The 20,773-nt window shown below is 67.4% G+C and carries 20 protein-coding genes and 1 pseudogene; 13 read left to right on the forward strand and 8 right to left on the reverse strand.

The window, feature by feature from the left end; all coding sequences use genetic code 11:
- Positions 1-11 precede the first annotated feature (11 nt).
- From AC07NG_RS22270 to glyS, 3 genes are all read left to right on the forward strand, one after another.
- A complete protein-coding gene (locus AC07NG_RS22270; protein WP_487292519.1) occupies positions 12-1,085 on the forward strand; it encodes a fasciclin domain-containing protein in 1,074 nt (357 codons plus the stop codon).
- A 99-nt stretch (positions 1,086-1,184) separates the two neighbouring features.
- Positions 1,185-2,081 carry a glycine--tRNA ligase subunit alpha gene (locus tag AC07NG_RS22275; protein WP_110121778.1) on the forward strand — a complete coding sequence of 299 codons (897 nt, stop codon included), beginning with the start codon at positions 1,185-1,187 and terminating at the stop codon, positions 2,079-2,081.
- Positions 2,082-2,086: 5 nt separating this feature from the next.
- A complete protein-coding gene (gene glyS, locus AC07NG_RS22280) occupies positions 2,087-4,195 on the forward strand; it encodes a glycine--tRNA ligase subunit beta (protein ID WP_494596411.1) in 2,109 nt (702 codons plus the stop codon).
- Positions 4,196-4,325: 130 nt separating this feature from the next.
- Here glyS and AC07NG_RS22285 read toward each other — a convergent pair whose 3' ends face one another.
- The 3 genes and pseudogenes from AC07NG_RS22285 to AC07NG_RS22295 all read right to left on the reverse strand — a co-directional run bounded on the left by AC07NG_RS22285 (position 4,326) and on the right by AC07NG_RS22295 (position 6,541).
- Positions 4,326-4,706, reverse strand: coding sequence for a hypothetical protein (locus AC07NG_RS22285; RefSeq protein ID WP_494596413.1), 381 nt, complete (start codon positions 4,704-4,706; stop codon positions 4,326-4,328).
- A gap of 201 nt (positions 4,707-4,907) precedes the next feature.
- Positions 4,908-5,934, reverse strand: a pseudogene (locus AC07NG_RS22290) (NUDIX hydrolase); the annotation flags it as partial.
- A complete protein-coding gene (locus tag AC07NG_RS22295) occupies positions 5,900-6,541 on the reverse strand; it encodes a YfbR-like 5'-deoxynucleotidase (RefSeq protein WP_487292524.1) in 642 nt (213 codons plus the stop codon). The gene AC07NG_RS22295 and the pseudogene AC07NG_RS22290, both read right to left, overlap by 35 nt.
- 180 nt (positions 6,542-6,721) lie before the next feature.
- Here AC07NG_RS22295 and AC07NG_RS22300 point away from each other — a divergent pair, with 180 nt between their 5' ends.
- Together AC07NG_RS22300 and AC07NG_RS22305 are read left to right on the forward strand one after the other, a co-directional pair.
- Entirely contained in the window at positions 6,722-7,534 is an 813-nt protein-coding gene (locus AC07NG_RS22300) for a universal stress protein (protein WP_494596414.1), read from the forward strand.
- Positions 7,535-7,563: 29 nt separating this feature from the next.
- Entirely contained in the window at positions 7,564-7,935 is a 372-nt protein-coding gene (locus AC07NG_RS22305) for a hypothetical protein (protein ID WP_110121782.1), read from the forward strand.
- A 169-nt stretch (positions 7,936-8,104) separates the two neighbouring features.
- Here AC07NG_RS22305 and AC07NG_RS22310 read toward each other — a convergent pair whose 3' ends face one another.
- From AC07NG_RS22310 to AC07NG_RS22330, 5 genes are all read right to left on the reverse strand, one after another.
- Complete coding sequence (locus AC07NG_RS22310; RefSeq protein WP_494596415.1) at positions 8,105-8,938, reverse strand: hypothetical protein; 834 nt, start codon at positions 8,936-8,938, stop codon at positions 8,105-8,107.
- A 94-nt stretch (positions 8,939-9,032) separates the two neighbouring features.
- Positions 9,033-9,899: an AAA family ATPase gene (locus AC07NG_RS22315; RefSeq protein WP_487292527.1), complete on the reverse strand. Its 867-nt coding sequence runs from the start codon at positions 9,897-9,899 to the stop codon at positions 9,033-9,035.
- Between the two features lie 93 nt (positions 9,900-9,992).
- Positions 9,993-10,142 (reverse strand): hypothetical protein, encoded by a 150-nt coding sequence (locus AC07NG_RS22320; RefSeq protein WP_494596417.1) that lies wholly within the window; start codon positions 10,140-10,142, stop codon positions 9,993-9,995.
- A gap of 89 nt (positions 10,143-10,231) precedes the next feature.
- Positions 10,232-10,618 carry a primosomal protein gene (locus AC07NG_RS22325; protein ID WP_494596418.1) on the reverse strand — a complete coding sequence of 129 codons (387 nt, stop codon included), beginning with the start codon at positions 10,616-10,618 and terminating at the stop codon, positions 10,232-10,234.
- A 79-nt stretch (positions 10,619-10,697) separates the two neighbouring features.
- Positions 10,698-12,491 carry a tetratricopeptide repeat protein gene (locus AC07NG_RS22330; RefSeq protein WP_494596419.1) on the reverse strand — a complete coding sequence of 598 codons (1,794 nt, stop codon included), beginning with the start codon at positions 12,489-12,491 and terminating at the stop codon, positions 10,698-10,700.
- Between the two features lie 193 nt (positions 12,492-12,684).
- Here AC07NG_RS22330 and flbT point away from each other — a divergent pair, with 193 nt between their 5' ends.
- The 8 genes from flbT to AC07NG_RS22370 all read left to right on the forward strand — a co-directional run bounded on the left by flbT (position 12,685) and on the right by AC07NG_RS22370 (position 20,755).
- A complete protein-coding gene (flbT, locus tag AC07NG_RS22335) occupies positions 12,685-13,110 on the forward strand; it encodes a flagellar biosynthesis repressor FlbT (protein WP_110121787.1) in 426 nt (141 codons plus the stop codon).
- The gene (gene flaF / locus AC07NG_RS22340) at positions 13,070-13,432 is read left to right on the forward strand and encodes a flagellar biosynthesis regulator FlaF (protein WP_110121788.1); all 363 of its coding nucleotides are present in this window, start codon (positions 13,070-13,072) and stop codon (positions 13,430-13,432) included. The genes flbT and flaF overlap by 41 nt, the downstream gene beginning before the upstream one ends.
- Positions 13,433-13,670: 238 nt before the next feature.
- A complete protein-coding gene (locus tag AC07NG_RS22345; protein ID WP_110121789.1) occupies positions 13,671-14,495 on the forward strand; it encodes a flagellin in 825 nt (274 codons plus the stop codon).
- A 347-nt stretch (positions 14,496-14,842) separates the two neighbouring features.
- Positions 14,843-15,664 carry a flagellin gene (locus AC07NG_RS22350; RefSeq protein WP_198574983.1) on the forward strand — a complete coding sequence of 274 codons (822 nt, stop codon included), beginning with the start codon at positions 14,843-14,845 and terminating at the stop codon, positions 15,662-15,664.
- A 105-nt stretch (positions 15,665-15,769) separates the two neighbouring features.
- On the forward strand, positions 15,770-16,123 hold the full coding sequence (locus AC07NG_RS22355; protein WP_494596421.1) for a hypothetical protein: 354 nt from the start codon (positions 15,770-15,772) through the stop codon (positions 16,121-16,123).
- A 184-nt stretch (positions 16,124-16,307) separates the two neighbouring features.
- A complete protein-coding gene (locus tag AC07NG_RS22360) occupies positions 16,308-17,147 on the forward strand; it encodes a flagellin (RefSeq protein WP_487292533.1) in 840 nt (279 codons plus the stop codon).
- A 103-nt stretch (positions 17,148-17,250) separates the two neighbouring features.
- On the forward strand, positions 17,251-17,805 hold the full coding sequence (gene pseH, locus AC07NG_RS22365) for a UDP-4-amino-4,6-dideoxy-N-acetyl-beta-L-altrosamine N-acetyltransferase (protein WP_487292534.1): 555 nt from the start codon (positions 17,251-17,253) through the stop codon (positions 17,803-17,805).
- 106 nt (positions 17,806-17,911) lie between these two features.
- The gene (locus tag AC07NG_RS22370; protein ID WP_494596424.1) at positions 17,912-20,755 is read left to right on the forward strand and encodes a hypothetical protein; all 2,844 of its coding nucleotides are present in this window, start codon (positions 17,912-17,914) and stop codon (positions 20,753-20,755) included.
- Positions 20,756-20,773 lie beyond the last annotated feature (18 nt).

The raw sequence follows: 20,773 nt of genomic DNA on the forward strand, positions 1-20,773 counted from the left end.
CCCGTGAGGTCGTGCAACGGACTCGCAATCTGGAGCGTACAGCCGGCCTGGAATTCGAGCGAAAGGACCAGGCCATGTATGTGACGCGCTTTCTCTCCGCCGCCGCCGCCGTCGCGCTGCTCTCGGGCGTCGCCATCGCCCAGACGACGGCCCCGGCCCAGCCGCCCGCCGCTCCGCCTCCCGCGACCACCGCCGCCCCGGCGACAGCGGCCGCCAAGGTGACCCCGAACGGCGACCTGATCGCCACGGCCAAGGCCTCGGGGCAGTTCACGGTCTTCCTCAAGGCCCTGGACGCCACCAACCTGACCAGCGTGCTGGCCAGCAATCCGAACCTGACGGTGTTCGCCCCGACCGACGCGGCCTTCGCGGCCCTGCCGGCCGGCGAGCTCGACCGCCTGATGCAGCCGGCCAACGCCGCTCAGCTGCAGAAGGTGCTGACCTACCACGTGATCAACACCAAGGTGGACAGCAGCAAGATCAACGGCGCCAAGGGCGAGGTGAAGACCGTCGAGGGCTCGTCGGTCGTGCTCGACGGCAGCGGCGCGACCCCGATGGTCGACGGCGCCAACATCGTCCAGGCCGACGTGCTGGCCACCAACGGCGTGCTGCACGTGGTCGACAAGGTGCTGATCCCCAAGGACGTGCCGATCCAGGCGGCCGCGGCCGCGACGGATGACGCCGCCACCAGCATGGCCTCGACGACCGCCAGCGCCGACGTGATGTCGGCCACCGACGCCGGTTCCGACGTCGCCGCCCAGGCCGCCCCGGCGCCGGCTCCGGATCAGGCCGCGACCCCGTCGGCGACCGACGCTCCGGCCGACCAGGCCCTGAACCCGACCACCGCGCCGGCCCCTGCCGATCCGACCGCCGCCACCACGGCGCCGGCCGCCGACACCGGCACGGCCGCGCCGACCTCGGCGACCCTGCCGGCCTCGTCGCTGAACCCCGAGCAGCAGGCGACCCTGAAGGCCGGCGACGCCAACGTGGTCTCCAACCCGCCGGTCGCCGACACGCCCGAGAACCGCAAGGCCTACGGCTCGCCGATGTCCAACGCCGGCAAGCGCTCGGCCGCCAAGGGCAACTAAGTTCGAACGGGGTGTAACAAACGACGTCCCCTTCGCTTGAAGCGACAGTCGGCGGGCCCTATGGTCCGCCGACTTTTTTCAGGCCCTTGTTCGGACGTCATGCCCGCCGCCCCCAAATCGTTTCAAAGCCTCATCCTGACGCTCCATAACTACTGGAGCGAAAAGGGCTGCGTGATCCTGCAGCCGCACGACGTGGAAGTGGGGGCGGGGACGCTGCACCCGGCCACGGTGCTGCGCGCGCTCGGTCCCAAGCCGTGGAACGCGGCCTACGTCCAGCCCTCGCGCCGTCCGGGCGACGGCCGCTATGGCGAGAACCCCAACCGCCTGCAGCACTATTACCAGTACCAGGTGATCCTGAAGCCCAACCCGGCCGATATGCAGGACCTGTATCTGGGCTCGCTGGAGGCCATCGGCCTGGACCTGCGCACCCACGACATCCGCTTCGTCGAGGACGACTGGGAAAACCCGACCGTCGGCGCCTGGGGCCTGGGCTGGGAAGTCTGGTGCGACGGCATGGAAGTGTCGCAATACACCTACTTCCAGCAGGTGGGCGGCCTGGACGTGAACCCGGTTGCGGGCGAGCTGACCTACGGCCTGGAACGCCTGGCCATGTACGTGTTCGGCGTCGACAACGTCTACGACCTGCCGTTCAACGATCCGGACTCGCCGCTGGGCGCCCTGACCTATGGCGACGTCTTCCTGGCCAACGAGCGCCAGCAGTCGGAAGCCAATTTCCACGGCTATGACGTCGCCGTGCTCAAGCAGCAGTTCGAGCAGATGGAGCAGCAGGTGCCGCTGATGCTGGCCCGCTCCTACAAGAACGAGACCCTCGTCCTGCCCGCCTACGACATGGTCCTCAAGGCCAGCCACCTCTTCAACCTGATGAACGCCCGCGGCGCGATCGCCGTCGCCGAGCGCGCCAGCTACATCGGCCGCATCCGTGACCTCTGTAAGATGTGCGCCCAGAAGTGGGTCGAGCTGCAGGAAGCCGCGTAACTCCAATGCCCCAACTGCTTCTCGAACTGTTCTCCGAAGAGATCCCCGCCCGCATGCAGGGCCAGGCCGCCAAGGACCTGGAGCGCATGGCGCGCGAGCACCTGGCCGCCGCCGGCTTCCTGCCCGAGGCCCTGAAGACCTTCGCCGGCCCGCGCCGCCTGACCCTGGTGGCCGAAGGCCTGCCGCTGGCCCAGGCCGACCGCAAGGAAGAGCTGAAGGGCCCGCGCGTCGGCGCCCCGCAGCAGGCCATGGACGGCTTCCTGCGCAAGGCCGGCCTGACGCAGGACCAGCTGGTCGAGCAGAACGGCGTCTGGATGGCCTTCGTCGAGAAGAAGGGCCGCCCGACCGCCGAAATCGTCGCCGAGATGGTGGAAGCCATCGTCCGCGGCTTCGCCTGGCCCAAGTCGATGACCTGGGGCACGGGCAAGCTGCGCTGGGTGCGTCCGCTGAAGCGGATCCTCTGCGTGCTCGACCGCGAGGTCGTGCCGTTCAGCATCGACGGCATCGCCAGCGGCGACGTCACCGAGGGCCACCGCTTCATGGGTGAGGCCAAGCCCTTCGTCGCCAAGGACTTCGACGAATATGTCGCCGGTCTGGAAGCCCACTTCGTCGTGCTCGACGTCGAGGAGCGCAAGGCGCGCATCCTCGAAGGCTGCAAGACCCTGTGCTTCGCCCGTCATCTCGAACTGGTCGAAGACCAGGGACTTCTGGAAGAAGTCGCGGGCCTCGCCGAATGGCCGACGCCGGTGCTGGGCGACATGGACCCGTCGTTCCTCGACCTGCCGCCCGAGGTGATCCGCACCTCGATGCGCACGCACCAGAAGTACTTCGCCGTGCGCAAGCCTGGCGAGGCGGGTCTGGCCCCGCACTTCATCACCGTGGCCAATATCGAGGCCAAGGACGGCGGCAAGGTGATCGCCGCCGGCAACGCCAAGGTGCTGTCGTCGCGCCTGTCGGACGCCCGGTTCTTCTGGGACGAGGACGTCAAGGCCGGCTTCGAGCCGTGGCTGGCCAAGCTGGACGGCGTGACCTTCCACGCCAAGCTCGGCACGATGAAGCAGCGCGTGGACCGCATCGTCGCCCTGGCCGGCGAGATCGCGCCGCTGGTCGGCGCTGATGTCGACAAGGCCAAGGAAGCCGCGCGCCTCGCCAAGGCCGACCTGACCTCGCAGATGGTCGGCGAGTTCCCCGAGCTGCAGGGGATCATGGGCGGCTACTACGCCCGCCATTTCGGCCTCGATCCCGAGATCGCCGCGGCGATCCAGGACCACTACAAGCCGCAGGGCCCCTCCGACGCCGTCCCGACCGCGCCGCTGAGCGTGGCGGTGGCGCTGGCCGACAAGCTGGATACGCTGGTCGGGTTCTTCGCGATCGACGAGAAGCCGACGGGGAGCAAGGATCCCTATGCGCTGCGTCGCGCGGCGTTGGGGGTGATCCGGATCATTTTGGAGGGGGGCTTCCGCGCTCCGCTTCTCCAGACCAGCAGCGCGGCGTTCGCGGGCGTGTGGTCGGCGCTTGGCGGCGGATCGTTCTCCGTTTCCCTGCGCCCTGATGCGCCGCAGCCTGAGGACGAGCCCTCGAAGCGGGCTCGTGACGTGGTTCTCGGCATCCTCGCCTTCTTCGCCGACCGCCTGAAGGTCACCCTGAAGGACCAAGGCAAGCGACACGATCTGGTCGACGCCGTGTTCGCTCTGGGCGACGACGACCTCGTGCGGATCGTCGCGCGAGTCGAGGCGCTGGACGGTTTCCTGAAGACCGACGACGGCAAGACCCTGCTGGCCGGCTACAAGCGCGCCGCCAACATCCTCAAGGCCGAGGAGAAGAAGGGCGCTCTGCCGGTCGGCGAACCGGAAGAGCCGGCCGCCGACAGCGCCGCCGAGGTGGGTCTCTACCAGGCCCTGCGCCTGCTGAAGGCCCCGCTGGCCGACGCCCTGGCCAAGGAAGACTTCACCGGCGCCATGGCCCAACTGGCCGAACTGCGCGGTCCGGTCGACGCCTATCTCGACGGCGTCTTCGTCAACGACCCCGAGCACCGCGACAACCGCCTCAAGACCCTCGCCGCCGTTCGCGCGGCCATGGGCCAGGTGGCGGACTTCGGTCTGGTTGGAGGGTAGGCCGCTTCGCGGCGCCCCCTCCGGCCCTCCGGGCCACCTCCCCCAGAGGGGGAGGATCTAGGTCGCTTTAGATGCTCCCCCTCTGGGGGAACTGTCGCGGAGCGACTGAGGGGGCGGCCCGCCAGGGCGGCTACTCACACACATCCGCCCACTTGGCGTTGACCGCCTCGGTCCCGTCCGCCTCCTCGATCACCAGCGCGCCGTCGGACCAGACGAAGCGCTCGGGGCCGTCGAAGCTGTCCTGCTCCTGCTGGATGTCGACCTGGCCGCAGACCGAGACGACGTCGCCGTCCTGGTGGGGGAAGACCTGGCCGAAGACGACGGCCGTGGCCTCGGGGAAGCGGTTCTGCACGGCGATCTTGCCGCCGGAGATCGCCAGCTGGTCGTCGCCCCTGTCTTCCACCGCCTCATCGGCGGCGTCGTGGAACACGTAGGCCACGAGGCCCAAGCCCGTGCCGAGCAGGATCACGGCGGCGCCGACCGCGGCCAGGATGCGGATGTCGATCTTCATGCCGCTAGTCGGCCGCAGGTTGCGGTGGGCGTCAACTGACCTTCAAATTATCCCGTCATTCCCGCCCTTGTGGCGGGAACCCCTGGTTCCGTTCGCATGTGAGGCGCAAGCGGATCGCTGGCGATCCGCCCCATCCGCACCTGCGGCTGACAGAGGGTTTCCCGCCACAAGGGCGGGAATGACGGGAGTTTAGGGAGCGGCCTATTCCCGCAGCAGCGGCAGCGACAGCCCGCCGGCCTGCCGCGCGCCGAGGATCTCTCGCCGGAACCGGAACAGCTCCGCCGGGCGGCCGCCGGTTTCGCTGTCGAGGCGGCCCAGGCCCTCGACCAGGTCCTCGCGCTCGACCACGCGGCGGAAGTTCTGCTTGTGCAAGGGCACGCCGGCGATGGCCTCGACGGTGCGCTGCAGGGTCGAGAGGGTGAACTCGGCGGGCGTCAGTTCGAACACCACCGGACGGTACTTGATCTTGCCACGCAGGCGGGAAAGCCCGGTGGCCAGGATCCGTCGGTGGTCGGAGATCATCGGCTCACCCAGGGCCGCCGACAGGGCCTCGGGCTCGGCCGGGTCGTGGCCGTCGGCGCGGGCCCGGTCGCGGGCGGCCTCGGGGGCCAGGCCCGCCTCATAGAGCAGCTCGTAGCGCTCCAGCACCCGCTCCTCGTTCCACGGCGCGCCGTCCAGGGCGAAGGCCAGGCGGGCGCGGGCCAGGCGGTCGGCGTCGTCGCCGGCCCAGCGGCGCAGGGCAGGCGCGATGGCCTCGTCGAGCAGGGCGGGGCGGCCGGCGCGCCAGTCCTCCCAGGGGAAGAACCGGGTCCACGGCGCCCAGACGGTGTCGGGGGCCTGGGTGTCGGTGGCCTTGGGCGTCAGGCCCAGATAGCCGATCGAGACGACGCGAGCGGCGCCGGCCCCGACCTCGGCGCGCGGGGCGTCGCGGCCCTTGTCGCCGAAGGTGTAGAGCTGCTCGACATAGCCCAGCTGGAAGCGGGTCTGCTCGGTGACGAAGGCGCGCAGGGCCAGTTCGAAGGTGCGGTGGCCCTCGGGGTCGAACGGGCCGAACGGCAGGCCGGGCAGAGGCGAGGCGATGTCGGTGACGGCGTCGTGCGGCCGCACGGTCAGGACCACGACCTCGCCGTCGCGCACGGCCACGACCACGGCCGACAGGCCGATGACGACGGCGGAGCTGGAAGAGCCGCCGCTCATTCGGTCTCGAACGCGGCGCTTGGGGAGGATTCGTAGCCGGCCGCCTTCGACAGCACGTGGAAGCGCTGGACGTAGCGGGCCTGGGCCTCGAACGGGGGCTGGGGAACGATCTTCAGGTCGTAGCCGGCCGGCGGCGCGCCGAAGATCGACAGGGATTCGGCGTGCTCGAAGCCCGCCAGCTGGGTGGCCTCGAAGAAGGCGCAGGCGCGGTCGGCCTGCTTGATCAGCTTCTTGATCGGGGCCGGGGTCTTCACCGGCAGGCCGAAGCGGATGTGGATGGCGTCTTCCAGCCGGGCCTCGAAGTCCTTGTACGAGACGCCCAGCGCCGCCTTGAACGGGCTGATCATGTCGCCGATGACGTATTCGGAGGCGTCGTGCAGCAGGGCCGCCAGGCGCCAGCGGGGTTCCAGGTCGGGCTTGATGTGGGCGGCGATCTCCTCGACCACCAGGCTGTGCTGGGCCACCGAGAAGCCGTGCTCGCCGATCGTCTGGCCGTTCCAGCGGGCCACCCGCGCCAGGCCGTGGGCGATGTCCTCGATCTCGATATCCATCGGCGACGGGTCCAGCAGGTCCAGCCTGCGGCCCGAAAGCATCCGCTGCCACGCTCTCGGCTGGCCCTTATGCAGCCCTTTGGCCACGAGATCGTTCCTTACGGTGAAGGTGGTTTGAGTGCCGTATCGCTTGATGAAGATCAATGATGGCCCGGGCCGACGCCTGTGGAAATGCGTTTTGTCAGAAAGCGCGCAAAGGCGCGTTACGGCAGGGCGCGGGGACCGATTTCGGCGCCCGTCGCGCGCCGGCGATTTGGAGGATGGATCATGAGCTGGGCGAGAATCATGGCGCCGCTGGCCGGGGCCAAGTCCGACGAAGGCGTCCTGCGGGCCGCGGCCGAGCTGGCCGCCGGCTTCGACGCCGAACTGGCCGCCATCCACGCGCCGGCCGACGTCGCCGACCTGATGCCGTGGATGGGCGAGGGCTTCATGGGCGGGGTGCAGGTCACCGCGCTCGAAAGCCTGAAGGAAGCCGCCGTCGAGGGCGCTCACGCCGTCGAGGCCCTGGTCGCTTCGCTCGGCTATCCGCGCGCCCGCGTCACCACCCTGGAATCGCCGGTGTGGGCGGGACTGGCCATGGAGTGCCGGCTGTCGGACGTGATCGTGTTCGACGACGCCGCCGCGCGGGGCAAAGGCCCGTTGGCCGAAGCCTTCCAGCAGATGATCGCCGATGAGCAGCGGCCCGTGCTGGTGGCGCGTTCCGGCCTGAAGGTCGGCGGCACGGTCCTGGTGGCCTGGGACGGCGGCAAGGAGGCCAGCCGCGCCCTGCGCACGGCCCTGCCGCTGTTGCAGAAGGCTTCGCGCGTGGTGGTGGCCGGCGCGCCGGCCGCCTCGTCGCGCAGCTTCGAGCTGGCCCGGATGGTCGATTTCCTGGCCGCGCGCGGGGTGACCGCCCTGGTGCGGGTGCTGGAGGGCGCGCACGATGCGGCCAAGCTGCTGCTGGAAGCGGCGCGCGAGGAGGGGGCCGAGGTGCTGGTCGCCGGCGCCTTCGGCCACCCGCGCCTGCAGGAGTTCATCTTCGGCGGCACGACCCGCAGCCTGCTGAACGCCGACGGGCCGTCGCTCTTCCTGTCGCACTGAGTTTTCAACCAAGAAGAAGGAGGCAGTCCATGTCCCTGTCGCGCATCGTCATGCGCCTGGCCCGCAATCCGGGCACCGAGTTCGCCGGCGGCGACGATCATCGCGGCTACGCCCTGACCGCGCCGCTGACCGACGACGGCCATCTGGACGAGGCCGAGTACGCCAAGGCCAGGAAGGACTGCGCCGTCCGCCGCTTCGCCCCCGACGAGGACGCCGCCGATGGCCGCCTGGCTCGCCGCGGCGAGCGCTGGTTCTTCGACTATGACGAGGACGATCAGATCGACGACGAGCCGGTGCATCGCCTCGGCCAGCACCGCTTCGCGGTCGGCGAATACGTCACCGTCACTGACGAGGACGGCCGGCCGCTGACCTACAAGGTCATGGAAGTGACGCCGATCTGATCCCTCTCCCCTTGCGGGAGGGGGTGGCCTCCGAAGGAGGTCGGGTGAGGGGTCTCACGTACAGAAACGCCGCGACAGCCGATCAGCCGTCGCGGCGTTTTGATTTCTGAGAGACCCCTCATCCGTCGGCTTTCGCCGACACCTTCTCCCGCAAGGGGAGAAGGAGGCGTCAGCCCCCCACGTTGTGGCGCACGAGCGCCTTCATGGCCTTGAACAGGTCGCCGTCCTCGCTGTCGCGGCGCTTGGCCTTGACCACGGCCACGGCCAGCGGGCCGCCCTGCGGGCCGCGGGCTTCGTAGCCGGCCAGGTGGTAGCCGGTCGGGGCCTTGTCGCTGGCCAGCACCAGGGTGGCGCGGACGCCGTCCTTGGCCTTGCGGCGCTGCTGGATGACCGCGCCGTCGTCGTTGGCGTGGATCGAGACGTCGCCGTCACCGTCGTCGCTGGAGCTGACCTGGACCGTGCGGCTCTCGTGGCCGCCATCCTTGCGCTCCTCGACCTTGGTGATCTTGCCGCCGCCGCTTTCGGTGACGTTCTTGGTGACCCGCACCTGGGCCTCGCCGTCGTTGGCGTTGATGGTCATGCCGCCGATGCGGATGTCGGCGCCCTCGTCGCGGGCGTCGATGCTGAGGCCGGGCAGCTTGATGTGGGCGGTGTTCTTGCCGCCCGGGGACTTGGGCGCGGCCGAGGCCTTCAGTTGCGGCATCAGGGTCTTGAGCTCGGCCTCGATCGGGGCCAGGGCGGTCTCGGCGTCGTTGTTCTGGAAGTCGACCAGCCGCAGGCTGACCTCGGCCTGGTCGCCGGCGTACTGGCACGAGCGGCCGTCGGCGGCGACCGAGACGCGCGTCAGACCGCCTTGCTTTTCAGGGCAATCCAGCCGCGAGATGGCCCGCAGCGGCTCCTTCCTGTGGACCACGCGCTCGTGCTTGTCGGTCTTCACCGACACCTCCGGAGAGCAGGCGGCCAGGGCCGCGGCGCTGGCGGCCAGGACGAGGATGAGGCGCATAGAAAGGGTCCTTCGCGTTCGGCGCGAAAGTGTGCGGGTCGGCGATCCGCGTCCAATGAAATCGCGGTAACTGCGCCTTATCGGCGCCAGATCCCTATTGCCCCGGCCGGGCGCTGCCTTCGCGGCGGGCCAGGAAGGCCAGGCGCTCGAAGAGGTGCACGTCCTGCTCGTTCTTCAGAAGGGCGCCGTGCAGGGGCGGGATCAGCTTGGTCGGATCCTTCTCGCGCAGCACGGTCTCGTCGATGTCCTCGACCAGCAGCAGCTTCAGCCAGTCGAGCAGCTCCGAGGTCGACGGCTTCTTCTTCAGGCCCGGCACCTTGCGCATGTCGTAGAAGATGCGCAGCGCCTCGGAGACCAGCTTCTGCTTGATGCCCGGGAAGTGCACGTCGACGATGGCCTGCATCGTCTGCTCCTCGGGGAAGCGGATGTAGTGGAAGAAGCAGCGGCGCAGGAAGGCGTCCGGCAGCTCCTTTTCGTTGTTGGAGGTGATGATCATCACCGGCCGGACCTTGGCCTTGATGGTCTCGCCGGTTTCGTAGACGAAGAACTCCATGCGATCGAGCTCCTGAAGGAGGTCGTTCGGGAACTCGATGTCGGCCTTGTCGATCTCGTCGATCAGCAGCACGGGGCGCTGCTCGCTCTCGAACGCCTCCCAGAGCTTGCCCTTCTTGATGTAGTTCCTGACGTCCTTTACGCGCTCGTCGCCCAGTTGGCTGTCGCGCAGGCGGGTGACGGCGTCGTACTCGTAGAGGCCCTGCTGGGCCTTGGTCGTCGACTTGATGTGCCAGGTCAGCAGCGGGGCGTTCATCGCCTTGGCCACTTCATAGGCCAGCACGGTCTTGCCGGTGCCGGGCTCGCCCTTGATCAGCAGGGGGCGTTCCAGCGCCACGGCGGCGTTGACGGCGACCTTGAGGTCCTCGGTGGCGACGTAGTCGGCGGTGCCTTCGAAGCGCTGGCTCATCTGGTATTCCTGACGGCGCGCCCGTTGCGTCGGGCGCGCATCGAACAAGTGTTCAAAACGTCAGTCTAACCTACAGAGCATCGGTCTTCCGGATCAAGCCGGGTTCTGCGGCGGTTGGCGATGACGGCGGGCCACGGACGGCGGATCGCTGGCCGGGAAGCTATCTTCCAGACCTTCCTCCAGCTGTTCTTCGAGGTTTTCCGTATCTTCCGGGGCAGGGGCGTCGGGTTTGGGATCGGACATGGGAGGTCTCCTGGCGGAGCGGAATTATGCGCCGCCTTTGACGCGCGGCTAGAATGTTTTGATCACGGACCCGACCCGCCTTCGCGGCCCTAGCCGCGCTTGTCGTAGCCCAGGGCCTCGATGTCGTCGTCGGCCAGGCGCGTCGACTCGTAGTCGGACGGTTCCTCGCTGTCGTCGGAGATCTGGTCCTCGTCCGACAGGCCGCCGCCGACCGGATCCAGCGGCTCGCGCTCGACATCCAGGCCCTCGTCGTCGCGGCCGGCTTCCAGTTCGTCGTCGATGTCCACGAGTTCGTCGTCGTCGAGGAGGTCGAGGTCCTCGTCATCGTCTTCCGAGGCGTCGTCCTCGGCCTGGGTGACGTCGTAGACGTCGTCGATATCGTCGAAATTGGCGATGTCCGCGCCGTCGTCTGTGAGGTTGGTCTCGTCCAGGACCTCGGCGACGTCCTGCGGCTCGAAATCGGTTTCCGGGGGCATGGCGGGTCTCCTCAGGGAGCGGCGCGATCGCCGCCCGTCAGGGAGTCAAACCCGCCCCGGCGCCCGTCGTTCCTGAACCTCAGCCGGCGAACTCGCCCAGGGCCTCCGACACCTGCGCCATGATCGGCCGCCAGTCGTCGTAGTTGGGCGCGATGAAGCAGCGGGCCTGCGGGTACCAGGGATAGTGGTCGGTCCCCAGGCGCGTCCAGGCGGCCGCGCCGGTCAGCAGCCAGATCGGCGCGCCGCAGGCGCCGGCCAGGTTGATGGTGGCGTTGGCGAAGCCCAGGGTCAGGTCGAGCGCGCAGGACAGGGCGGCGACGTCGTCCAGGTCCTGCTTCAGGTCGATGCCCGGCGGGGTCCAGATCTCGACGCCCAGGTGGTCGCGGGCGTAGGCGATCTCCTCGTCGCAGTCGCCGTACTGCAGGTTCACGAACGAGATGCCGGGCGTCTTCAGAACGGGTTCCCACAGCTCGAACGGCGAGAACTGGCGGGCGCGCTCGGCGTTCAGGCGCAGGCTCTTCCACAGCAGGCCGACCTTGGGTCCGGGCGGAGCGCTTTCCAGCACCGTCTTCCAGTGGGCGACCCGCGCGGGATCGGGCGTCAGGAAGCGCTCGCGGGCGGGGAAGGCCTCGGCGGTCGGGCGGAAGGTCTTCAGCAGCGAGGCCATCGGGACCCAGCAGTCGATCTTCGACCAGTCCTCGATGAAGGGCGCGTTGCGGTAGGTGCGGCCCTGATAGGCCACCGTGCGGTGGACGCTGACCTGGGCCTGCGGGAACGAGCGCTCGAACAGCGGGACGAGGCGGCGCTCGACCACCACCGACAGGGCGCCGTCGGGACCGAGGGCCTCGATGACGTCGGGCAGGGTGTTGGCGAACATCACCTCGTCGCCAAGGCCCTGTTCGGCCAGGACCAGCAGGCGCTTGCCGGCCAGGTCCTCGCCGGGCTCCCAGGCGCGGACCGGCATCGGATAGTGCGGCGCGCCGGGCAGTTCGGGGTCGAGACGCGCCCGGTAGGCCTCCCAGCCCTCGGCCACGCGGCCCAGGGCCAGCAGGATGGTCGAATGGGCGAATCGCATGGTGGCCAGGTCTTCGGTCGACTCGGCGGCGGCGATGCCGGCCTCGCAGTCGGCGCGGGCGCCTTCGACGTCGCCCAGGTCGAGGCGGGCGAAGGCGCGGTTGTGGTGGCCCTTGCCGAAGTTGGGCGACAGGCGCAGGGCCTCGTCGAAGAAGGTGAGGGCGGTGCGGCCTTCGCCCATGCTGCACATCACCGTGCCCAGGGTGTTCCACAGCGCCGGAACTTCCGGATTGGCCTGGATGGCGGGCTTGAGGACGTCGATCGCCGCCGATTCCTGGTTCAGGTCGCGCAGGGCGCAGGCCAGGTTGTTGACCCCTTCGAGGTCGCCGGGCCGCTCGTTCAGGTAATGCATGAAGAGCTTGGCGGCGATGTCGGGCATTTCCAGGCGGAAGGCCAGGCGGCCCAGGTCGCCGGCCACCTGGCCCTGGCTGGGCAGGAGCTGCAGCGCCGCCTCGTAGCACTGCATGGAGGAGGCGAAGTCGCCGAGTTTCTCGCGGGCCACGGCCAGGACGTGCCAGGCCACGCCCGTGCGCTCGTCCTTCTTCAGGGCCTTGAGGGCGTTCTTCTCGGCGCGGGCGTAGTCGCCCTGCTGCACGGCGACGATGGCGCGGTTGAGCAGCTTCACGCTTTCGTGGTCGCGGACGGCGCGGGCTTCGAGATTCAGGCGGGCGATCGAATCGGACGAGGCGGAATCGCCCAGCTGTTCGGCGCGCAGGCCCAGGTGGACGCCTTCACCGGCCGCTTCTTCGGCGGCTGCGAGGGCGGCGGCCGAGATTCCGAAGCCGAGATTGCGGGACATGCGACCACCTTGGGCGATTGGGTGACTTCATCCTCTGGGCGAGTATGCTTAATTGAGTCCTAAGCTGCGACTTACGGTCGCGTCGGCGGCAACAAGGCGTTAACCCACGGCGACCTAGGGTCCCGATTGAACGCCATTCCGGCGAACCGCCATCACGGCGGACGGGCGCAGCGATGGAAAGGAGCGGCCAAAAGTGCCTTTGAAGCTGTCGCTGAAGCCCGGCGAGAAATTCGTGTTGAACGGGGCGGTCGTGCAGAACGGCGATCGTCGCGGCGTGCTGGTCCTCCAGAACAAGGCCTCGGTGCTGCGTGAGAAGGACATCATGCAGCCCGACCAGGTCACCACGCCCTCGCGTCGGATCTACTTCCCGGTCATGATGATGTACCTGGAAGAGGCCGGCGCCGAAAAATACTACGACGAGTTCGCCACCCGCCTGACCGAGTTCATGGGCGTGGTGCGCAACGCGGCCGTTCTGGCCGATTGCATCGCGATCTCGAAACACGTCATGGCGCGTGAATACTACAAGGCGCTCATGCTGAGCCGTAAGCTGATCGATTACGAAGACGAGAGGTTGGGGAATGTCTCTTCGGGCCTACCAACAGGCGGCGACCAGGACTGAGAATCCGCGAGAGGTCGAGTACCGTCTGTTCGGACAGGTGACTCGGGCCCTCATGGAGGCTTCGGAAGCCGAGGATGGCGACATCCAGAAGCGTATCCACGCTCTGGACTGGAACCGTCGTGTCTGGTCCGCGCTGGCGACCGACTGCTCGCTGCCGGAGAACACCATGCCCAAGGAGCTGCGCGCGAGCATCATCTCGCTGAGCCTCTGGGTCAGCCGGCACTCGAGCCTGGTCATGCGCAAGGAAGAGGAGTTCGAGCCTCTGATCGAGATCAACCGCATGATCATGCAGGGCCTGGCCGCTCGCGCCGAAGCGGCCTGACCTGATCGCGCCACGGCGCCGCTCGGCGCCGATTGCCGCTTCTCTTCGGAAAAACCTGCCGCCCGGCGAATGTTGCATTCGCCGGGCGGTTTCGTTTCCGGCCTGATATTTTTCAATTTCCTTATATTTCAAGGCGTTGCGATTTGGCCTGAACTGGCCCGCCGTTTGCGATGGTTCCCGCGGGCAAAACGCCCGACCGGCAAAATGCCGGGGCTCTCCACCAAAATGGTAGGTTCCTATGATCGCCAACTCCATCAACACCAATGCCGGCGCGATGATCGCGCTGCAGAACCTGAACGCCACCAACTCGGAGCTGACCACCACCCAGCAACGCATCAACACCGGCAAGAAGATCTCGAGCGCTAAGGACAACGGCGCGATCTGGTCGATGGCTGAAATGCAGAGCGCGACGTCGAGCTCGTTGAACGCCGTGAAGGATTCTCTCCAGCGCGGTCAGTCGACGATCGATGTTGCTCTGGCTGCAGGCGACACCGTCACCGATCTGCTGGGCAAGATGAAGGAAAAGGCTCTGGCCGCTTCCGACACCTCGCTCAACACCGCCTCGTTCAACGCCCTTCAGGCTGACTTCACGTCCCTGCGTGACCAGATCACCAAGGCCGTGACGAACGCCAAGTTCAACGGAGCCAGCGTCGTGGACGGTTCGACCACGAAGCTGCAGTTCCTGGCGAACGAAACGGGCTCGGCGTTCACCGTCACCTCGCGGACTCTGTCCCTCACGGGCATCGGTCTGTCGGCGGCGACGACCTTCACGACCGCCGCGGCGGCCAAGACGATGATCTCCACCATCGACACGGCTCTGACCACGACGACGAACAAGCTGGCTTCGCTCGGCACCAACTCGGTCGGCCTGGACATGCACTTGACCTTCATGGGCAAGCTGCAGGACAGCCTGGACGCCGGTGTCGGCAATCTGGTCGATGCGGACATGGCCAAGGAAAGCGCCAAGCTGCAGTCGCTGCAAACCAAGCAGCAACTGGGCGTGCAGGCACTGTCCATCGCCAACCAGGCGCCCCAGTCGATCCTGTCCCTGTTCAAGGGCTGATCGAAGAAGCGCCAAGGCGGCGACAAGCGCCGGGCGGTCGAAAGACCGCCCGGCGTTTTCTTTTTCCGGTCCCGCGTTTCCGACGACCGGCGGTCGATTTTCGGGTGGGCAAAACGGTCGCATCTGCTGAAACCTGCCCGGCACATTTTGCCGGATGGCGCCTCAAGTCGGCAGGAATTGCCGGGCAGCAACGTCCTAAACGAACATATAACGCAGTAATTTCAACAACTTAAAAATTTCGCATGGGTGGGCAGGATTGGCCCGGTAGTTGCTTCCTAGTTCAGCGAGCAAAACGCTCCCGGCAGTCAAAATGACGTCGGACAACCTGAAATAGGAACATATTCGTTATGGCGCTGAACAGCATCAACACGAACTCGGGCGCGATGATCGCCCTGCAAAACCTGAACTCGACCAACAGCGATCTCGCCGTTACGCAACAGCGTATCAACACCGGCAAGAAGATCGGCAGCGCCAAAGACAATGGCGCTATCTGGGCCACCGCCAAGAACCAGTCGGCCACCGCCTCCTCGATGAACGCCGTGAAGGACTCGCTGCAACGCGGTCAATCCACGATCGACGTCGCTCTGGCCGCCGGCGACACCGTCACGGACCTGCTCGGCAAGATGAAGGAAAAGGCCCTGGCCGCTTCCGACACCTCGCTGAACACTGCCTCGTTCAACGCCCTGAAGTCTGACTTCACTTCGCTGCGCGACCAGATCACCAAGGCCGTGAGCAACGCCAAGTTCAACGGCGCCAGCATCATCGACGGTTCGACCACGAAGCTCAGCTTCCTGGCCAACTCGGACGGCACCGCCATCACGGTGAACTCCAAGACCCTGTCGCTGGCTGGTATCGGCCTGAGCACCAGCACCACCTTCGCGGACGCCGCCGCTGCCAAGACGATGATTGCGACCATCGACACGGCTCTGCAGACGACGACCAACAAGCTGGCTTCGCTGGGCACCAGCTCGACCGGCCTGGACACCCACCTGACCTTCGTCGGCAAGCTGCAAGACAGCCTCGACGCCGGCGTGGGCAACCTGGTCGACGCCGACCTGGCCAAGGAAAGCGCCAAGCTCCAAGCTCTGCAAACCAAGCAGCAGCTCGGTATCCAGGCGCTCTCTATCGCCAACCAGTCGACCGGCACGGTCCTGAGCCTGTTCCGATAAGGAACGAGCAGGGGGCGGTCCTCACGGGCCGCCCCCGCCTTTCTTCGGCCTTGGCCGGGGAGGGGATAACAGAGGCGCCGCCGAGAACCGGCGGCGATGGGAGAGATGGAAAGCAAAGCCGCGCTGACGGCTCAGGTTCAAGAGTTGTCCGCGCAAAATCCGATCGTTTCGCCCACCGTCCCAGGCTCGTCCTCGGACGGCGATGTCGTTTCCGACGCCCGCAAGGCCGATGCTCGCAAGAGCGCATCGACCGCCGCCGAACAGAAGGCCGACAACGGTCCTCAGCCCGGCGACCTGCGTCTGGTGATCGAGGAAGACATCGACAGCGGGGTCTACGTCTACAAGACGGTCGACCGGCGCACCGGCGAAACCCTTAAGCAATATCCGCGCGAAGACGTGCTGAGGTTCAAGGACGCCGCGTCCTACGGCCCCGGCAAGATCTATGACGGCCTGACCTAAGGCCTTATCGCGTAAGGATTTCCGGCCAACGCTTGCGGCGCGACGTCGCAGGCGCGTTATGGTTTACGCGCGTTAACCATATTCTTACCGCCGCAACGGCAAGTTCACGGTCGATCCTGCTCGGCCGCCGAATCGCGTACCGAGCTCCCTCGTAAGTCGGCGAGAACGCCGTTCGGAGATCGTGATGACGCTGAGCGTGAACACCAATCAGCCTGCGCTGATCGCCCTGCAGAATCTGAACAAGACCAACGACGAGATGCAGGGCGTCCAGACCCGCATCAATACCGGCCTTGCGATCTCGAGCGCCAAGGACAACGCTGCGGTCTGGTCGATCGCGCAGGACCAGCAGGCCGACCGCTCGGCCCTGTCCTCGGTCAAGATGAGCCTCGACCGCGCCACCTCGATCGCCGACGTCGCCCTGACGGCCGGGGAGTCGGTCTCCGACCTGCTCAACCAGATGCGCGAGAAGGTGGTCGCGGCCAAGGACAGCTCGCTGTCGACCTCGGCCCGCAAGGCCCTCGACGCCGACTTCCAGGGCCTGTTGAGCAATCTGACCCAGGTGGTCGACAGCGCCACCTTCGACGGCGCCAACATCCTCGACGGCAGCCAGACCGCCTCCATCACCTTCCTGGCCGACGCCGACGCCCAGACCGTCATCTCGCTGAACCTGCAGACCCTGTCGCTCGGCAGCCCCAACAACAGCCTGGTGGCCACCGACAGCATCGCCAGCCTGACCCAGGCCACGGCCGTTCTGACCCGCCTCGACTCGACCATCGCCTCGGTCAACCAGGCGGTCGGCTCGATCGGCTCGCAGGCCAAGCAGATCGACGCCCACAACACCTTCGTCTCCAAGCTGTCCGACGTGCTGGAGACCGGGGTGGGCAACCTCGTCGACGCCGACATGGCCAAGGAAAGCGCCCGCCTGCAGGCCCTGCAGGTCAAGCAGCAGCTCGGCGCCCAGGCCCTGTCGATCGCCAACAGCGCCCCGCAGATCATCCTGTCGCTGTTCGGCAGCGGCGGCTGAGGCTGCCGCTACGGAATTGTCACAACAAACGCCGGTCTTTCCCTAGGCCGGCGTTTTTTGCGTGGTTACTCTGTGCGTCGCGGCGCAAGGGGATTCGCTCGGCATGATCGAACTGCGGGACTTGAAGGACGAAGACGAGGCGGTGCTGTTTCAGTGGCGCGCCGAGCCCGAGGTCGATCGCTGGATGTCGGACGCCGCGTTCCCCAGCCGGGAAGCGCATGCCGCCTGGTTCGAGTCGCTGCGCACCAATCCGAACATGCGCGGCTGGATGATCGTGCGCTCCGGCGCGCCGGCCGGCCTGCTGACCCTGACGGGCCTTTTGTCGCATCACCGCCGGGCCAGCTGGAACTGGTTCGTCGGCGCCGCCGACGCCCGCCGGCGCGGAGTAGGGCGGGCGGCCCAGGTTCTGGGCCTCGACCGCGCCTTCGGCGAGCTTGGCCTGCACAAGGTGTTCGCCGAGGTCATGGCCGACAATGACGCGGCCCTGAAGGCCCAGTCCGCCTCGGGTTTCCGCCGCGAGGGCTATCTGCGCGGCCATGTGCTGAAGAACGGCGAGCCCCGCGACGTGGTGCTGCTGGGCATACTGGCCGAGGAATGGGCCGGCCTGCGCGAGGAGGCCCGGCGCTCGCTCAGCGACGCCCACCTGATCGCCGCCTAAATCTCTCCGGGTGGTCGGCTCTCATTTACACGTCTTAACGAAACGTCAGCGTTCATAACCGTAGATTGCCGCTGTGTGGCGCGTTGCGCCTTCCGTGGAAGCTGTTGTGATCACTTTCGACACCAGTTCGCTGCTGAGCTACTATCAGGCCAAGGTCGGCCTGACGGGCTCGACTGCGTCCACGACGACGACCACGGGGACGACCTCGTCGTCGTCCAGCAAGAAAGCCATCCCGGCCGCGCCCTGGACCACGGTGTCCACCCAGGCCAGCGATCTGGTGAAGTCGGCGCTGAACGGCCGCAAGTTCATCGACGAAGGCGCCGCCGAGGCGGCCTCGCCCGGCATTTCCGGCGACTACAAGAAGCTGTTCACCGCCTACCAGGCCCTGAACACCCTAACGGCGATCGCCAGCCAGGCCAGCGGCAAGAACGTCTCCGACAGCGAGATCAAGCGCCTGCAGACGGCGATGACCAAGGGGCTGACGGAGCTCACCAACTACGTTCAGAACCTGAACGGCGAGAACATGCGCCTGACCACCGGCGCGGCCATGACCACCGACAAGTCGACGGTCGGCATCCCCAAGAACGTCTACGGCTATGTCACCAGCACGCTCTACAGCGGCCAGGTCGACGATGAGGTCCCGCAGTTCAAGGGCGACGTCAGCTTCGACATGGCGGTGACCAAGTTCGGCGAGACCACGACGCTGAAGATGGACCTGTCCGAGATGGGCTCCAAGCCGCGGACCATGGCCAACGTGGTCAGCTTCTTCAACGAGAAGCTCTCTGCGGCCGGCTACAACACCACCTTCGCCGTCGAGCGGACCGCGGGCGTGGCCCGCACCACCACGGTCAACGGCCAGACGGTCAAGCTGCCGGCCACCGGCGACGACTTCGCTCTGCGCATCCGTGGCGACTCGATCGAGAAGCTGAACTTCACGGCCTCGGTCTCGAAGCCCGCCGTCTATATCACCACCGAGGCCGGGAACCCCGACCCGGACAAGGACACCAAGACCGACGACGCGGTCATCGAGAACACCCTGACCAAGTACGGCGCCGGCTCGGGCGCGACGGCCGGGACCAAGGTCTTCTCCGACACGCTGGAAGGCACGGTCGCCAAGGTCCACAAGACCGTCACCGGCCCCGACGGCTCGATCTATGTGCTGGCCGACGTCGAAAAGAGCGTCGAGAGCCAGACCATCAAGGGCGACCAGGACGTCGCCCTGCTGAAGTACGACTCGGCCGGCAAGCTGCTCTACGCCCGCAGCCTGGGCGCGGCCGACACCGCCACCGGCTATTCGATCGCCGTGTCGAGCGACGGCAAGGTGGCCGTGGCCGGCTCGGTGGCAGGAACCCTGACCGGCGCCACCACCGGTCCGATCAACTCCGACAGCAACGGCACGGTGACCGACAGCTTCGTGTCGCTGTACGACGCCAACGGCGACGAGAGCTGGACGGTGCGTCGCGGCGGCCTGCTGGAAGACGAGGCCACGGCCGTCGCCTTCGGCCAGGACGGCGTCGTCTACGTGGCCGGCCGCACCAAGTCGGACCTGCCCGGCGCGACCGGCTCGGCCTCGCAGGGCGGCTACGACAACTATCTGACGGGCTTCGCGGCCGACATCACCGGCACGCCCAAGGCCCTGTTCACCACCCATTTCGGCAGCGCCGAGAACGACACCGTCTCGGGCATGGTCGTCGACGGCGGCAAGGTCATCGTCGCCAGCAAGGAAGGCAGCGAGGCGATGCTGCGCAGCTTCGACGTCTCCACTTCGGTGGTGACCGAGAACCGCACGGCGCTGAACTCGGCCGGCGTCTACGAGACCAAGCCGGTCACCTACACCAAGGCCGCCACCATGACCGTGGGCGCGACGCGCGACCTCGGCACGCTGAAGGGCGGCGACATCGCCGGCCTGACCATCGACAACGGCCAGCTCTATGTCGGCGGCTACACGACCAACGGCTCGCTGACGGTCAACAACGTCAAATCCGCGTCTTCAGGCGGTTCTGACGGCTTCGTCGCGCGCGTGTCGCTCGACCTCACCAGCACTTCCGGCGACACCCTGGCCTATTACGGCGGCACGGGCGACGACACGGTCACCGGCATGGCCGTCTCCAACGGCCAGGTCTGGCTGGTGGGCTCGGCCGGCAAGGACCTGGCGGGCCAGGCCACGGTCGGCACCAAGGACGGCTACGTCGCCCAGATCGACATGGCCACCGGCGACGCCACCTGGGAACAGCGCCTGACCGGCAAGGACGGCTACGCCACCCCGACCTCGATCGCGGTCGACGCCTCGGGTTCCAGCGCGCTCGACATCTTCGGCCTGCCGCGCGGGACGATGAACTACACCCAGTCGGACAAGATCGTGTCGGCGACCTCGGCGCGGCCGGGCGACACCTTCCAGATCCGCACCCGCGAGCGCGGCCCGCTGACCACCATCACCATCGGCGCCGACGACACGCTCGACACCCTGGCCGACAAGATCCGCCGGGCGTCGGGCTACGCCGCCAAGGTGTCGATCTCCAGCGACGGCAACATGCGCAAGCTGAAGATCACCCCGGCCTACAACACCTCGACGGTGGAAGTGCTGCCGGGCAAGGGCGACAGCAATGTGCTGAGCGCCCTGGGCCTGGCTTCGGGCATCGTGCGCAACACCAAGACCGACGACGGCCGCACCGTCTCGGCCGACGGCAAGGGGCCGGTCTACGGCCTCAAGCTGCCCACCGAGCTCAGCTTGGTCGACGAGACGGCCCGGGCGACCACGGCCGACCTGCTGAAGTCGGCCACGGCGGCGATCCGCAACGCCTATCGCGAGATGGCCGACATCGCCAACGGCGTGAAGGCCGACGGCTCGGCCACCACCTCGGGCAAGACCGGCGGCACGGCCCCGGCCTATCTGACCAACCAGATCGCCAACTACCAGGCCGCGCTGGACCGCCTGACCGGCGGCAGCTAGGCCGCGCATGGCCTTCGC

The organism is Caulobacter sp. GW821-FHT10C03 (assembly GCF_059415485.1).

Bases quoted from the DNA above. Each gene is read 5' to 3' on its own strand.
- AC07NG_RS22275 (WP_110121778.1), top strand. From the start codon at position 1,185: ATGCCCGCCGCCCCCAAATCGTTTCAAAGCCTCATCCTGACGCTCCAT.
- glyS (WP_494596411.1), top strand. From the start codon at position 2,087: ATGCCCCAACTGCTTCTCGAACTGTTCTCCGAAGAGATCCCCGCCCGC.
- AC07NG_RS22285 (WP_494596413.1), bottom strand. From the start codon at position 4,706: ATGAAGATCGACATCCGCATCCTGGCCGCGGTCGGCGCCGCCGTGATC.
- AC07NG_RS22300 (WP_494596414.1), top strand. From the start codon at position 6,722: ATGAGCTGGGCGAGAATCATGGCGCCGCTGGCCGGGGCCAAGTCCGAC.
- AC07NG_RS22305 (WP_110121782.1), top strand. From the start codon at position 7,564: ATGTCCCTGTCGCGCATCGTCATGCGCCTGGCCCGCAATCCGGGCACC.
- AC07NG_RS22310 (WP_494596415.1), bottom strand. From the start codon at position 8,938: ATGCGCCTCATCCTCGTCCTGGCCGCCAGCGCCGCGGCCCTGGCCGCC.
- AC07NG_RS22315 (WP_487292527.1), bottom strand. From the start codon at position 9,899: ATGAGCCAGCGCTTCGAAGGCACCGCCGACTACGTCGCCACCGAGGAC.
- AC07NG_RS22320 (WP_494596417.1), bottom strand. From the start codon at position 10,142: ATGTCCGATCCCAAACCCGACGCCCCTGCCCCGGAAGATACGGAAAAC.
- AC07NG_RS22325 (WP_494596418.1), bottom strand. From the start codon at position 10,618: ATGCCCCCGGAAACCGATTTCGAGCCGCAGGACGTCGCCGAGGTCCTG.
- AC07NG_RS22330 (WP_494596419.1), bottom strand. From the start codon at position 12,491: ATGTCCCGCAATCTCGGCTTCGGAATCTCGGCCGCCGCCCTCGCAGCC.
- flaF (WP_110121788.1), top strand. From the start codon at position 13,070: ATGTCTCTTCGGGCCTACCAACAGGCGGCGACCAGGACTGAGAATCCG.
- AC07NG_RS22345 (WP_110121789.1), top strand. From the start codon at position 13,671: ATGATCGCCAACTCCATCAACACCAATGCCGGCGCGATGATCGCGCTG.
- AC07NG_RS22350 (WP_198574983.1), top strand. From the start codon at position 14,843: ATGGCGCTGAACAGCATCAACACGAACTCGGGCGCGATGATCGCCCTG.
- AC07NG_RS22355 (WP_494596421.1), top strand. From the start codon at position 15,770: ATGGAAAGCAAAGCCGCGCTGACGGCTCAGGTTCAAGAGTTGTCCGCG.
- AC07NG_RS22360 (WP_487292533.1), top strand. From the start codon at position 16,308: ATGACGCTGAGCGTGAACACCAATCAGCCTGCGCTGATCGCCCTGCAG.
- pseH (WP_487292534.1), top strand. From the start codon at position 17,251: ATGATCGAACTGCGGGACTTGAAGGACGAAGACGAGGCGGTGCTGTTT.